We start from the raw sequence: 12,714 nt of genomic DNA, 5'->3' as shown, positions 1-12,714 counted from the left end.
TGTTGCTATGGCGAGAGTGGCGAGGGAAATGGTGGAAAAAGCAGGGGTTGATGTCGATAAGCTGCTGGAGCTTCTGATCAAGAATGCGGCGGCCGAACTCACGACTTATTACTACTACACCATCTTGAGAGCGAACCTCATAGGACTTGAGGGAGAAACCATCAAAGAGATTGCGGAAGTTGCAAGAATCGAAGACAGAAATCACTTCGAAGCGCTCGTTCCCAGAATCTACGAACTCGGAGGAAAGCTTCCAGATTGCATGAAAGAGTTCCACGACCTTTCTGCGTGTCCTCCTGCAAGACTTCCTGACACTCCAACCGTTCAGGAGATATTGAAGGTGCTCGTTGCCGCTGAAAGGTGTGCAGTGAGAGGCTACACGGAAATTTGCAACATGACGGCAGGAAAGGACCACAGAACATACGAACTTTCTCTTGCAATTTTAAACGAAGAGATCGAGCACGAGTCCTGGTTTTCCGAATTTTTAGGAGAAGGTCCTTCCGGGCATTTCATGAGACGCGGGGAAACCTCACCGTTCGTCTCGAAGTTCCTCAAGTGAAGGCTTCCGTGATCAAAAAGGGCGCACCCGAGGGTGCGCCTTTTGTTTTAAAATAGGATGAACAAAGAAAAGGGAGGGATTGTGATGGAAGATCGTGTTCTGTCCATCAAAAAGGGTCTTCCTCCGGGAACGCTCGTTTATACAGGAAAGTACAGAGAGGACTTTGAGATTGAAGTGATGAGTTACTCACCTGAGGAATTCAGAGAGTTCAGGACAACAAATGTTGAGGATGTTCTTTCCCTCAGAGATTCTTCAATGACCACGTGGATAAACATCGTTGGTGTCCACAGAACAGACGTTGTAGAAAGAATAGGAGAACATTTCGGGATACACCTCCTTGTTCTGGAGGACATCCTAAATATCAATCAGAGACCGAAGATCGAATTCTTCGATGAGTACGTATTTCTCGTACTGAAAATGATCACCTACGATGAGAATTCCTCTGAACTTACCTCAGAGCAAATCAGTTTGATTCTCAGAGGAAACTGTGTTCTCACGTTTCAAGAAAAGAGGGGAGATGTCTTTGATCCTGTGAGAGAAAGGATAAGACACAACAGAGGGGTTATAAGAAAGAGGGGAGCAGACTATCTTCTTTATGCGCTGGTGGACGCTCTGGTGGACAACTATTTCGTCCTGCTGGAGAAGATCGACGACGAGACCGAGATACTGGAAGAAGAAGTTCTGGAAATGTCCGCAGAAGACACAGTCCAGAAGATATACGTGTTGAAGAGAAACCTCATAGAACTGCGAAAGACGATCTGGCCTCTGAGGGAGATTCTGAACGAAATCTCTAGAGGTGAATCTTCTCTCATCAAAGAGGAAACGCTTCCTTACTTCAAAGACGTTTACGATCACACCATCCGGATTGCAGACACCGTGGAAACATTCAGGGACATCGCGAGTGGCCTTCTGGACGTGTACCTTTCGAACATGAGTAACAGAACGAACGAGGTGATGAAGGTTCTCACCATAATAGCAACGATCTTCATGCCCCTCACCTTCATAGCGGGTATCTACGGTATGAACTTCGAGTACATGCCAGAACTCAGTTGGAAATGGGGTTATCCAGTGGTTCTCATTGTGATGGGTGTGATAGCGTTTCTGATGGTGGTCTATTTCAGGAAAAAGAAGTGGTTATGAGATGAGAATTTTGACTTTTCCTTAATGATTAATTAATGAATCTGGCAGTTGAGTTGTAATGATGATGGGAGTAGTTTTTCGGTAAAGAAAATCGCTTAGGTGGAGGGGTTGGAAGATGAAGAGTAGCGGATCTTCCCAGAGAAGGAACCAGAAGAGACTCAGAAAATTCCTTGGACCCGTCACCAACCTGGAAGAGCATGTGGAACCTGACTGGTGGAGTCGTATCTTCAACTCGCTCTATCTGAAAACGGACGCAGATGTTGTGGACGATATCAACATCACTAGAGAGGAAGTGGATCTGTTCTCACACATCCTGAAACTCTCCCCTGAGGATCACATCCTCGATCTCTGTTGTGGTCATGGGAGACACTCCCTGGAACTTGCAAGGCGGGGTTTTCAGAAGGTCGAGGGGCTCGATCGATCTCATTATCTGATCCAGAAAGCGAAGGCTCAGGCAAAGAAGGAAGGGCTGAACGTCAAATTCAGGGAGGGAGATGCGAGAAAACTGCCCTATCCTCCAGACACTTTCGATGTGGTGCTCATTCTTGGAAACAGTTTTGGTTACTTTGAGAGTGTAGAAGATGACCTGAGGATTCTCAGGGAGGTCTTCAGAGTTCTGAAACCGTGGGGAAGGATTCTCATCGATGTAGCAAACGGAGAGTACCTGAAAAACAACTTCCAGCCAAGGTCCTGGGAATGGATCGACAAAAAACACTTTGTCTGTAGAGAGCGTTCTCTCTCGGTTGATGGAAAAAGACTCATCTCACGCGAAGTGGTTGTAAACGCTGAAAAGGGTGTCATAGCGGATCAATTCTATGCGGAGCGGCTCTACACACCTGAGGAACTGGAGCATCTTCTGAAAACGGCGGGATTCAGTGATGTGAAGTTCCATGGTGAGTTGTCTCCATCATCCCAGAGAAACCAGGATCTTGGAATGATGGAAAGAAGGATTATAGTGACTGCTGTGGCAAAGAAGGAATGGACTCCGATCAAAAAGAGACCAGAAAAAGCCGTGAAAAACGTGGTGGTCGTTCTGGGAGATCCGAGGAAACCAGATCCTCTGAAGCCGAATTCGGTTTTCGATGAAGACGATATCTACACCATCGATCAGATGAAGGCGGCCTTGAAGAGTCTGAAAGGTTACCATTTCTCCTATCTGGACAACCATGATACACTGATCACCGATCTCATGAAACTCAGGGGAAAAATAGACTACGTCTTCAACCTGTGTGATGAAGGATTCAACAACGACCCCAGGAAAGAGGCACACGTTCCTGCATTGCTAGAGATGCTGGGAATTCCTTACACGGGATCAGGACCTCAGACGCTCGTTCTGTGCTACGACAAGTCTCTCATCAGGGGAATCGCACGGGAAATGGGTATACCTGTTCCAAGGGCCGTTTTTATAAAGCCGGAAGATACCACCTTTGAAATACCATTTCCCTTCCCTGCCATCGTGAAACCCAACTTCGGAGATTCCAGTTTCGGTATCACTCAAAGAAGTGTTGTTTACTCTCCTGAAGAGCTGATAAACGCCGTTTCAGAGATAAGAGACAGGTTTGGTTATGACAAACCAATCCTGGTAGAGGAATTTCTGACGGGGAAGGATCTGAGTGTGGGTATCATAGGAAACCCACCAGAATCTTACGTCGTACTTCCCATAATAGAAGAGGACTATTCTGCACTTCCTCCAGAACTCCCAAGAATATGTGGGTATGAAGCGAAATGGTTGCCCGATTCTCCATACTGGAACATAAAGTCTGTCCCCGCACAACTTCCAGAGGAAACGGAAAAGTTCATAATCGAATGTTGTTTGAAACTGTTCGAAAGGCTGGAGTGCAGAGATTACTGCAGATTCGACTGGCGGCTCGACGCTGAAGGAAATCCGAAACTTCTCGAGGTGAATCCAAATCCCGGATGGTGCTGGGATGGTCATCTTGCAAAGATGGCAAAGATAGCAGGAATGTCCTACGCAGAAATGCTGGAGGCAATACTCAAAGCGGCAGAAGAAAGGTTGAACATTAGATGATCTATTCCCGATGCCTCACAATGTCTTTCGAAATTCTTCTCTTCCAGAGAAGATAAACAAGTATTACAACTGCAAAAAGAACGATTCCCAGAATTTTTGAAAATTTCAGGAAAACTCTTCCAGCTATCAGGCTGGAGAAAAAGAAAGTACTCTCGTAGAGCAAGCCTCCAAGCCATACGATGAGGAGTGCTTGGAGGTTTCTTCCCGTGTAGCCTGCCAGAAACGGGGTGAACTTGCCCACCCAGGGAACGAATTTGCAAAGCGGCAGCAGTATTTTTTCTGAAGAAATGTAGATGTTTAAGAACTCTATGAGAACCTTTCGTACGAATTTCCACCTGAGATTGAAAGACACCGATTTGAGCTTTTTTCCAGCAAAGAATGTCACAGTATCCCAGCTCAAAAGCCCCAGGTAGATCGCAAAGAAAGACGGAAAAATCTTCAGCTCTCCGATGGAAATCAGCGCTGTTGCTGTTAGAATAGGAACGGGAGTGCCCGAGTTGTCGAAAAGAAAAGTCGCGAAGAAGAGTAACAGATATTTCAATCTTTTCATCCCTCCCGTGAAATATAATAGCGCAAGGAGGTGATGAGAAAATAAACGAAGTACCGGTGAAGAAGCGAGAAGAAAAATTTAACAGAGTTTTAGTGACCCTTCTGGGAATTCCAGTTGTTTTTTCCATTATTCGAGCCAAAATCGTCGAAACGATAGGATATTTCATATTCTGGCTCGGTGGTTTTTCACCATACGTTTACGAGAAGATAACCCATCAGGAGATACCCGAAAGAACGAAATTGATGCTCTCTTCATCGATATTTCTCCACTCTGTGATGGGACAATTTTTGAACTTCTACGGGAAGATATTTTTCTGGGACAAGATACTTCACTTCTACGGATCTTTTGTCATAACGTACTTTTTTTACCAGATTCTGACGAAAAAGTCGAGGTTCTGGGACGAGGTGCCGGGTGCCGTTTTGATGTCATTCCTTCTCGGGGTCTTTTCTGGAGTCCTTTGGGAAATAGCCGAATTCACGACGGATAAGATACTGCCTGGCTACAACACACAAAAAGGTCTGGACGACACCATGCTGGATCTCGTATTCGATCTTCTTGGATGCTACACGATGGCAAAGATTGTGTACAAGAAAAGGACGGGACGTTTCTTCTGGAGACCCAATCCATGAAAAAGGCCTATCTCTTTCTCACACTCGAAGGTATCTTCTCACTGTTCTACGCACTTCTAATACAGGGACCTGTGTTCACAGGTCTTGCGATGCTTTTCAACCTGGACGAGTTTCTCCTGAGTGTCGCCGCTGCAATCCCTCCTATGATGCAATTTTTTCAGTTGTTTGCCTCCTTCTTTGTTCAGAAATACAGGAAGAGGCGTTTTCTGGTCAACGTGTTCAACGCTTTCAGCAGATTCAGTTTCGCTTCTCTCGTCGTTTTTCTGCTGCTTGAGAAAACAGAACCGTTGATTTTCATCGTTGCACTCGTGATTTCCCAGATCTTCGCGGCCCTCTCCAGCAGTACATGGAACTCATGGATGAGGGATCTCGTTCCTCCAGAGGAAAGAGGAAGGGTGTTTGGAAACAGAAACATGTTTCTCTCCATAGGAAATGCTCTCATTATATACCTCTATTCTTCTATAGTCGATCATTTTTCTTCGGGTTTTGTTCTTGTGCTTCTCATCTCCACAGTGGGAACTGTCCTTTCTATCCTTGCCATGAACAAAATACCGGACGTTCCAGTTAAGGAAACAGGAACGGGAATTCCTCTCAAAGTGGTATTCAAGGACGAAAACTTCATGAAATTTGTCTTCTTCACCTTTTACTGGAACATGGCAGTCACGTTCTCTTCTGCTTTCTATCACTATCATCTTTTGAAGAACCTGGGTGTGGATTACACGTACATCGCTTACATGATGATTGTGAACAACTTTGTGGCGATGCTGGTTTACAGGATTCTTGGAAAAGTATCTGACAGGGTAGGACACAAAACGATAGCCGAGTTCGGTATCACCCTTGCTTCTTTCGTCTCCGGTATGTGGTTCTTCATGAACACCAATACTTACAGAACTCTCATGATAGCGGACGCCTTCCTTTCTTCCATCGCGTGGTCTGCCATAAACCTGTCGCTTGCCATCCTTCCTATGGAGGTTGCTTTCGAGTCCGATCCCATTTTCTTCGGTCTGAACGCGTCTTTTGCCAGCGCTGGAAGTCTTATAGGCTCATTCGCAGGAGGAATCACGGCGAAATTTCTCTCTGGTATTTACGTAAATCTCCACGGTTTCGAAATTTTTGGACTTCAGCTGCTCTTTCTGATGGCAGGAATCTTCAGATTCTCCGCTGTGTTCTTTTTGAGAAGAGTCAAGGTGAAAAAGTACATCCCGTTCAGGGCCTTCATGTTGAGTACCCTTTCTGTCACTCTGAGGCGCCCTGTGTACAGAATTCTCGATGTGTATCTACTTTTGAAAAGGGGGAATGAACGTGTACGAAGGCTTGTTAGAAGATCTAAGAGAAGGAAGAGTAATACTGACGAGCAAGGCGGGGAACAGGGTTAACGGCATGACTATTGGATGGGGCTTCTTCGGGATCATATGGGAGGAAGAGTATTTCATCTCCGCTGTGAGACCTCAGAGATTCACCTGGCGCCTTGTCAAAGAGAGCAGAAGATTCACCCTGAATTTTCTAAGCGAAGAATACAGAGAGGCGCTGAATTACTTTGGACGGGTGAGTGGATACCAAGAAGACAAGTTCAAGAAAGGACTTCTCCACTTAGACGAGGTAGAGGGATTCACCGCTCCCATTAAAGAGGCCCACACGTTGATCGAATGTTCTGTGACCTTCGCAAACAACGTGGAACCTTTCATTCTTCCCGTGGAAATCATCGATAAGTTCTACAAGGACCATGGATTTCACACCTTGTTTTTTGGAAGGATCGAAAAGGTGCTTCAGAGATGAGACTGAAACTTCCATCTGATGCGGAAGGGATCTTTCTGGAAAGAAAAAGCAGGTTCACGGGAGTTGCCCTTGTCGAAGGGAAAAAGACCCTGATACACATTCACAACACAGGGCGCCTTCCTCTTTTGAAAAAAGGAAAAAGAGTTCTCCTGAAGTGTGCAGAATCCGATCGAAGAAAAACCGACTGGGACCTTCTGGCAGTCGAACACAGAAATGAATTCGTCTTTGTCCATTCGGGTTTCCACAGTATCGTGGCCGGGAAGATTCTGGAAGAACTGTTCCCGGGCTCCACGATAGAAAGCGAGAAACGCTTTGAAAACAGCAGGTTCGATTTCCTGATCGACAGGAGGACCTTTGTGGAAGTGAAGGGATGTACGTACGAAGAAGATGGTGTCGCGATGTTTCCAGACGCACCCACAGGACGCGGAAGAAGACACATCGAGGAGCTGATCAGGTCTGTGAAAAGCGGTTTTAAGGCTCTTTTGTTGATCCTGGTTTTCCTCGAAAGCGACTGTTTTCTTCCGAACAGAAGCGTTGACCCGGCTTTTTCAGAGATTTTCTGGCGCGCTCTAAACAGCGGTGTTAATATCGACGTGTTCAGGGTAAAATACGATGGAGAGTACCTGTGTTCAACAGAGAAACTGTCGATCTGTGAGGAGGTGTAGCGCATGGAGAATCCCACCATTGAACAGTTGGTGAGAAGGTATGTGGAGATCAAAGATCTCATGAAAGAACTCAGGGCAGAGAAGAAAGAGATCGAGGAAGTTTTGAGGGAATACGCTCAGAGAACGGGGATAAAAGAGTTCAAGGTGGATGGAAAGAAGGTCTTTTTTGAAGAAAAACTCAGCCTGAAAGTAAAATGAGCCCGCTGGAAGCGGGCTTCATTGTTTCATTTTCTCTTCTTGTTCTCTCACCAAATCTTCGAGAGTCACACCGCTGAGAATCTTTTCTATTTCGCTTTCTACTCTTTTCCACAAAGCCCTGATAACGCAGTCCAGCTCGTCCGGACAGCCAGGCATGTCGAAGAAAACCTTCGACTTCCTGTCCAGAAGAAACACGATCTCAGAAACCTTTATTTCTTTTGGCGGACGCGACAGCATGTATCCACCGCTTTTCCCTCTTCTTGTCTTCACCAGCCCGGCTTTTTTCAGGGTGTACAGGATTTTTTCTGCGAATTCCCTTGGAACTGACTGTTTCGCTTTCTCCAGTATTTCTGTCATCGAAAGGTAGTTTCCGTACTCTTTTGCCATCACGATCATGAGCCTGAGCGCGTATTCACTACGCATCGTGAACATCTCAATCCCTCCACACGAAGACTCTGGACACGATCTTTCTGTTTTGGAGCGCCTCTCTTATGCTATCCAGGTATATATCGATTTTTCTTCCCATGATAACTCCGCCGATGTCTTCCACAACGAAGACTCCACCACTGGGGGTGTCTCTGAGCTCTGGTATGTAGAGAACAGAACCCAGGGGGAAGATGGTGGTGTCCGCGGCCGCTGTCTTCCAATCTTCAGGGATTTTGCCGGATTTTGTGAGTCTGAAGGCGGGGTGTTCCGGTAATTTTCCATCTTCCCACTCCGTGTAGAAACTGATTTCGAACTCACCCATATTGGAGAAGAAAAGGAGCATGGGGTCCTTGGGCTCTCCTTCCACGTACAGTTCAAAGACGACGTTCTTTCCACCGTATCCTATGGTGTCACCCGCACTCACCCAGTCACCAGCGTTCACCGAAACCACAGCGAGATTTCTGTACACCGTTTCCACATCGTTTCCGTGATATATGACAACGGTTCCGTTGCTTACACTCTTCACTCGCCCTGGAAGCGCAGCTTTTACCTTCTGTCCATCGCTTTCCACTTCGACTCCCGTGGAAAAAGTTCCATCGGTTTTCAGGCCAAAACCGGAGACGATCACCTTCGGATCGGGTTTTTCTCCAACTGGAAAACTTGTCGAAAGATTCGTGACGGGAACCTTTATGATTCTCCCTGCTATGAGCTTCCTCGGGTCGTCTATGCCGTTCAGCTTCATGATTTTTTCCACACCGTCGGGTCCAAGGTTGAACGCGTTGCTGATCTTCGCGAGGGTGTCGCCCCGCTCCACTCTTACAAACACGTATCCTTCCTCTATTCCAAGGATCCTTGCGATCTCATAACTCCTCACGAGTCTTCTGAACTCGTCGAGGTATTTTTTCAACTGCTGTGAGTAACTCTCAACATCTATGTTCGCGTAGCTGGAAGGCTTCTGATCTTTCAGATTTTGAACGATCTGTTCCAGCACTTTCTGGTTGGTTTCGAGATAGGAAAGCTTTTTCTCGATATCAGATATCCTGCTTTCCAGCTCATCGTTTGAAACGTTCACCACCTTCGCTTCCGTTTCGCCCTGTGAAAGAACGCGTAAGGCCACTTTGGAGAGAAGTTTTTCAGTACTTTCCAGCCTTTCTTCTATTCGATCCACCACCGAAACGTTCTTTTCCAGAGTGGAAACCCTCTCTTCGAGATCGAGAAGGATGTGTTTCAGATCTTCTGAGACTTCCGGGGAACTTCCGAGTGAAACAATACTCACTTTTCTCTCCAATTCTGAGATTTTCGATTTCATGTCTTCTATCTCGGAGAAGATGGAGGCGGCTTTTTCCACTGCAGGAAGTTTCATGGAGATGGAGTAGTAACTGTTCTCGAGATCGCTCATTTTGCTGGAGAACTCTTCCTGCAGGGAAGATAGATCCTCTTTGAGGTATGTCACGTCTCTTTTCAGCGCTTCCAGCTCTTCCTGAGAACTTTCCTGTGCCTCCATTTTGTTTTCCAGATCCAGCATCTTCTTTTCGATGGAGTCTATCTGAGTGTTCAGCTGTCTTATCTGGTTTTCTAAATTGTTCAATTTTTCCTCCAGTTCGGGAGATACGCATGCTGCGAGAAATATCAGTATCAGAGAAAACATTAAGATCTTCTTAATTCCTGCCATCTTTCCCTCCCCACCTTCGCGTAAAGGGATTTACTGTCGTACTTTCTCAGGAGGAGTTCGTACCACCTCGCGGCTTCTTTCCTGTTGCCCAGGATTTGATTCAAAACACCCAGATAGAAAAGTATCATGGGTCCGTCTGACTCCTCATAATAGTCGTATTTGTAGTGGCTTTCGAATTCCTTCAGAGCTCTTTCGAGGTAGCGCTTTTCTTCTTCTGACTTTCCCAGCTCTCTGAACAGCCAGGCGATCTTTAGATAAGAGATCGCTACTTTTTTTCTCTGGTTCAAAACAGAGTACACCATTCCACTCAAAGCGTAACGCTTGATCGCCTCCACGTGGTTCTCCACGTTTTTCAATTCGACCTTTTTCTTGGCTTCTTCGAGCAGTTTTTTCAGCTTTCTTTCCGTCTCTTCTCCTTTTATGGTGATGGTCTCGAAATCTTTGTCGAACGCAGAAAAGTAGCAGTTCGGACAGGTCACCACTTCGTAAAACATCGGGTTCACATCTTCAAAAACAGGTTTCAAGTCGATATCTCTGGCTTTGATCTTTATGGAGTCGAAAAAGACCATCTTCTTTTTGAACTTCGTTCCACAGAAAGGGCAGGTGAATTCTTTTTCCCAGAACTTGCTCATTCTGAAAGCAATACCTCCACAAAGGCTTCAGGATCGAAAGGCCTCAGGTCTTCTGCCTTTTCTCCGACACCGATGAACTTTATGGGGATTCCCAGTTCCCGGGCAATGGCCAGGATTATTCCACCTTTCGCGGTTCCGTCGAGCTTTGTGAGAATTATACCGGTGACATCCACCGCTTCTTTGAATATTTTTGCCTGAACGAGTCCGTTTTGGCCGGTGGTGGCGTCTATCACGAGGAGTGTTTCGTGCGGAGCGTCGGGGATCTTCTTTTTGACAACTCTGTGAACCTTCCGCAGTTCTTCCATGAGATTCTTCTTCGTGTGAAGTCTTCCGGCGGTGTCTATTATGACCACATCTTTGTTTCTGGCGAGAGCGTGAGCCACCGCGTCAAAGGCAACGGCGGCCGGATCTGCTCCTTCCGAGTGGGATATCACCGTGGCACCGACACGTTCTCCCCATATCTTCAGCTGTTCTATGGCGGCTGCTCTGAAAGTATCCGCCGCAGCGAGCACCACACTCTTTCCTTCATCCACGAACATCTTTGCGAGCTTTCCACAGGAGGTGGTCTTTCCCGTTCCGTTGACACCAACAACCATGATCACGAAGGGGGGTTCAAGAGGAACGTTCAGCTTCGTGTCGAAGTTCAGAATTTCCAGAATGATTTCCTTGAGAGACTCGAGAGCGTCTCCGTCCTTCTCTTCCAATCTCTCCAGAATGTATTCCGTTGTCTCGACTCCCACGTCCGCTTGAATGAGAAGTTCTTCCAGCTCCTCGCGGGTTTCATCGTCCAGCTTTTTTCCTTTGAGGAGCTTCACCACTCGTCCAAAAAACGTTTCTTTCGTCTTCTGGAGTCCCTTTTTCAAAAAATCGAAGAGTCCCATCCTTTCTACCTCCTGGTTTCCCGACTAATATTAAGCATACCACACGTTTTTGAACCAGTCCTTCGGAGTGTGTGTCTAAGAAACCGGAAACCTTTCGAAGGGAGGGGTAAGAGATGAAGAAATTCTTTCTGACCATCGCTGTGGCACTGATACTCACCAGCGTCTTTCCATACGTCAACCCCGACTACGAAAGCCCCATCGTTAATGTGGTCGAAGCGTGTGCACCGGCCGTTGTGAAGATAGACGTTGTGAAGACGGTGAAGACTTCCTTCTTCGATCCTTATTTTGAGCAGTTCTTCAAAAAGTGGTTCGGTGAACTTCCACCCGGTTTCGAAAGGCAGGTTGCCAGCCTCGGATCGGGCTTCATTTTCGACCCAGAGGGTTACGTTCTCACCAACTACCACGTGGTCGGTGGAGCGGATAACATCACTGTGACCATGCTCGACGGAAGCAAATACGACGCGGAGTACATAGGAGGAGATGAAGAGCTCGACATCGCGGTCATAAAGATCAAAGCCAGCGATAAGAAATTCCCCTATCTGGAATTCGGTGATTCTGACAAAGTGAAGATCGGTGAATGGGCGATAGCCATTGGGAACCCCCTCGGTTTCCAGCACACGGTGACTGTGGGAGTGGTCAGCGCTACCAACAGGAGGATTCCAAAGCCAGATGGAAGTGGTTACTACGTGGGACTCATCCAGACCGACGCGGCGATCAACCCGGGAAACAGTGGAGGACCCCTTCTGAACATACACGGTGAAGTGATAGGTATAAACACCGCTATCGTCAACCCTCAAGAGGCTGTGAACCTCGGCTTTGCCATCCCGATCAACACGGTGAAGAAATTCCTCGACACCATACTCACTCAAAAGAAGGTTGAAAAAGCCTACCTCGGCGTGACGGTCATGACCCTCACCGAGGAAACAGCAAAGGCTCTGGGGCTTGAATCTACGAGTGGTGCTCTGATAACGAGTGTTCAGAAGGGATCTCCTGCTGAAAAGGCTGGACTCAAAGAAGGGGACGTGATCCTTAAAGTTGACGATCAGGATGTGAGAAGTCACGAAGAACTGGTCTCCATCATACACACCTACAAACCGGGAGACACTGCCGTTCTCACCATAGAGAGAAAGGGAAAGATCATGAAAGTTCAGGTGACGTTCGGTTCCGCGTCTGAGGAAGAGAAAACAACAACCGGTGAGGAAAAAATCGATGCCCTTGGTATCACAGTGTCGAACATCACGCCGGCAGACAGGGAGACTTATTCGATCCCGGAAGAGATAAACGGGGTCATAGTGAAGGAGAGCAGCGGAAAGTTCGGTCTACAGAAGGGAGACGTAATCACCACAGTGTACGTGAACGGCAAAAGATATGATATAAATTCTGTAGAGGATCTCAAGAAAGTTACATCCATTGTTAAAAATGGTGACTACATCGCCCTTTACATTTACAGGAATGGAGCGAGAGTCTTCGTGAGCTTCATCTATCAGAGATAGAGAACCTCCCCTCAATGTTAATACAGCCCCCTTTGGTGATCTTTCCCCCTCCGGTGGAGGGGGATTT

General features: G+C 46.8%; 14 protein-coding genes. 9 read left to right on the top strand and 5 right to left on the bottom strand.

All coding sequences use genetic code 11. The annotated features are described in order from the left end of the window. Positions 1 to 7: 7 nt before the first annotated feature. The 3 genes from dps (at position 8) to T2812B_RS01895 (ending at position 3,725) form a co-directional block, all read left to right on the top strand. Complete coding sequence (gene dps / locus T2812B_RS01905) at positions 8 to 556, top strand: DNA protection during starvation protein (protein ID WP_008192306.1); 549 nt, start codon at positions 8 to 10, stop codon at positions 554 to 556. An 84-nt stretch (positions 557 to 640) separates the two neighbouring features. After that, complete coding sequence (gene corA, locus T2812B_RS01900; protein WP_008192312.1) at positions 641 to 1,696, top strand: magnesium/cobalt transporter CorA; 1,056 nt, start codon at positions 641 to 643, stop codon at positions 1,694 to 1,696. Between the two features lie 115 nt (positions 1,697 to 1,811). Next, a complete protein-coding gene (locus T2812B_RS01895) occupies positions 1,812 to 3,725 on the top strand; it encodes a methyltransferase domain-containing protein (RefSeq protein WP_008192315.1) in 1,914 nt (637 codons plus the stop codon). A gap of 1 nt (position 3,726) precedes the next feature. Here T2812B_RS01895 and T2812B_RS01890 read toward each other — a convergent pair whose 3' ends face one another. Next, a complete protein-coding gene (locus T2812B_RS01890) occupies positions 3,727 to 4,266 on the bottom strand; it encodes a hypothetical protein (RefSeq protein ID WP_008192318.1) in 540 nt (179 codons plus the stop codon). Between the two features lie 65 nt (positions 4,267 to 4,331). Between T2812B_RS01890 and T2812B_RS01885 the strand changes: the two genes are divergently transcribed. Genes T2812B_RS01885 through T2812B_RS01865 form a run of 5 tightly spaced genes read left to right on the top strand, consistent with a single transcriptional unit; the run spans position 4,332 to position 7,543 of the window. Next, on the top strand, positions 4,332 to 4,904 hold the full coding sequence (locus tag T2812B_RS01885) for a hypothetical protein (protein WP_008192321.1): 573 nt from the start codon (positions 4,332 to 4,334) through the stop codon (positions 4,902 to 4,904). Then, the gene (locus T2812B_RS01880) at positions 4,901 to 6,280 is read left to right on the top strand and encodes an MFS transporter (protein WP_008192323.1); all 1,380 of its coding nucleotides are present in this window, start codon (positions 4,901 to 4,903) and stop codon (positions 6,278 to 6,280) included. The genes T2812B_RS01885 and T2812B_RS01880 overlap by 4 nt, the downstream gene beginning before the upstream one ends. Continuing rightward, positions 6,201 to 6,680 (top strand): flavin reductase family protein, encoded by a 480-nt coding sequence (locus tag T2812B_RS01875; RefSeq protein ID WP_081501871.1) that lies wholly within the window; start codon positions 6,201 to 6,203, stop codon positions 6,678 to 6,680. The genes T2812B_RS01880 and T2812B_RS01875 overlap by 80 nt, the downstream gene beginning before the upstream one ends. Further along, positions 6,677 to 7,345: a DNA/RNA nuclease SfsA gene (gene sfsA, locus T2812B_RS01870; RefSeq protein ID WP_008192328.1), complete on the top strand. Its 669-nt coding sequence runs from the start codon at positions 6,677 to 6,679 to the stop codon at positions 7,343 to 7,345. Before T2812B_RS01875 ends, sfsA begins: the two co-directional genes overlap by 4 nt. Positions 7,346 to 7,348: 3 nt before the next feature. Next, the gene (locus T2812B_RS01865; RefSeq protein WP_008192332.1) at positions 7,349 to 7,543 is read left to right on the top strand and encodes a hypothetical protein; all 195 of its coding nucleotides are present in this window, start codon (positions 7,349 to 7,351) and stop codon (positions 7,541 to 7,543) included. An 18-nt stretch (positions 7,544 to 7,561) separates the two neighbouring features. Here the strand turns inward: T2812B_RS01865 and T2812B_RS01860 are convergent, their stop codons facing one another. The 4 genes from T2812B_RS01860 to ftsY are packed head-to-tail and all read right to left on the bottom strand — an operon-like array spanning position 7,562 to position 11,154. Then, complete coding sequence (locus T2812B_RS01860; RefSeq protein WP_008192336.1) at positions 7,562 to 7,975, bottom strand: RrF2 family transcriptional regulator; 414 nt, start codon at positions 7,973 to 7,975, stop codon at positions 7,562 to 7,564. Between the two features lies 1 nt (position 7,976). Next, positions 7,977 to 9,641 carry a peptidoglycan DD-metalloendopeptidase family protein gene (locus T2812B_RS01855; RefSeq protein ID WP_008192339.1) on the bottom strand — a complete coding sequence of 555 codons (1,665 nt, stop codon included), beginning with the start codon at positions 9,639 to 9,641 and terminating at the stop codon, positions 7,977 to 7,979. Continuing rightward, a complete protein-coding gene (locus T2812B_RS01850; protein ID WP_008192342.1) occupies positions 9,617 to 10,273 on the bottom strand; it encodes a DUF2225 domain-containing protein in 657 nt (218 codons plus the stop codon). The genes T2812B_RS01855 and T2812B_RS01850 overlap by 25 nt, the downstream gene beginning before the upstream one ends. Next, on the bottom strand, positions 10,270 to 11,154 hold the full coding sequence (ftsY, locus tag T2812B_RS01845) for a signal recognition particle-docking protein FtsY (RefSeq protein ID WP_008192344.1): 885 nt from the start codon (positions 11,152 to 11,154) through the stop codon (positions 10,270 to 10,272). Before ftsY ends, T2812B_RS01850 begins: the two co-directional genes overlap by 4 nt. Before the next feature lie 113 nt (positions 11,155 to 11,267). Between ftsY and T2812B_RS01840 the strand changes: the two genes are divergently transcribed. Then, positions 11,268 to 12,647, top strand: coding sequence for a DegQ family serine endoprotease (locus T2812B_RS01840; RefSeq protein WP_008192347.1), 1,380 nt, complete (start codon positions 11,268 to 11,270; stop codon positions 12,645 to 12,647). The last annotated feature ends 67 nt before the right edge of the window (positions 12,648 to 12,714 follow it).

The organism is Thermotoga sp. 2812B, assembly GCF_000789335.1.
Lineage (GTDB): Bacteria > Thermotogota > Thermotogae > Thermotogales > Thermotogaceae > Thermotoga > Thermotoga maritima.
Note: the sequence above shows the minus strand (reverse complement) of the source record. Positions and strands in the feature narration are given on the sequence as shown.

Bases quoted from the DNA above. Each gene is read 5' to 3' on its own strand.
- dps (WP_008192306.1), top strand. From the start codon at position 8: ATGGCGAGAGTGGCGAGGGAAATGGTGGAAAAAGCAGGGGTTGATGTC.
- corA (WP_008192312.1), top strand. From the start codon at position 641: ATGGAAGATCGTGTTCTGTCCATCAAAAAGGGTCTTCCTCCGGGAACG.
- T2812B_RS01895 (WP_008192315.1), top strand. From the start codon at position 1,812: ATGAAGAGTAGCGGATCTTCCCAGAGAAGGAACCAGAAGAGACTCAGA.
- T2812B_RS01880 (WP_008192323.1), top strand. From the start codon at position 4,901: ATGAAAAAGGCCTATCTCTTTCTCACACTCGAAGGTATCTTCTCACTG.
- T2812B_RS01875 (WP_081501871.1), top strand. From the start codon at position 6,201: ATGAACGTGTACGAAGGCTTGTTAGAAGATCTAAGAGAAGGAAGAGTA.
- sfsA (WP_008192328.1), top strand. From the start codon at position 6,677: ATGAGACTGAAACTTCCATCTGATGCGGAAGGGATCTTTCTGGAAAGA.
- T2812B_RS01865 (WP_008192332.1), top strand. From the start codon at position 7,349: ATGGAGAATCCCACCATTGAACAGTTGGTGAGAAGGTATGTGGAGATC.
- T2812B_RS01860 (WP_008192336.1), bottom strand. From the start codon at position 7,975: ATGTTCACGATGCGTAGTGAATACGCGCTCAGGCTCATGATCGTGATG.
- T2812B_RS01855 (WP_008192339.1), bottom strand. From the start codon at position 9,641: ATGGCAGGAATTAAGAAGATCTTAATGTTTTCTCTGATACTGATATTT.
- T2812B_RS01850 (WP_008192342.1), bottom strand. From the start codon at position 10,273: ATGAGCAAGTTCTGGGAAAAAGAATTCACCTGCCCTTTCTGTGGAACG.
- ftsY (WP_008192344.1), bottom strand. From the start codon at position 11,154: ATGGGACTCTTCGATTTTTTGAAAAAGGGACTCCAGAAGACGAAAGAA.
- T2812B_RS01840 (WP_008192347.1), top strand. From the start codon at position 11,268: ATGAAGAAATTCTTTCTGACCATCGCTGTGGCACTGATACTCACCAGC.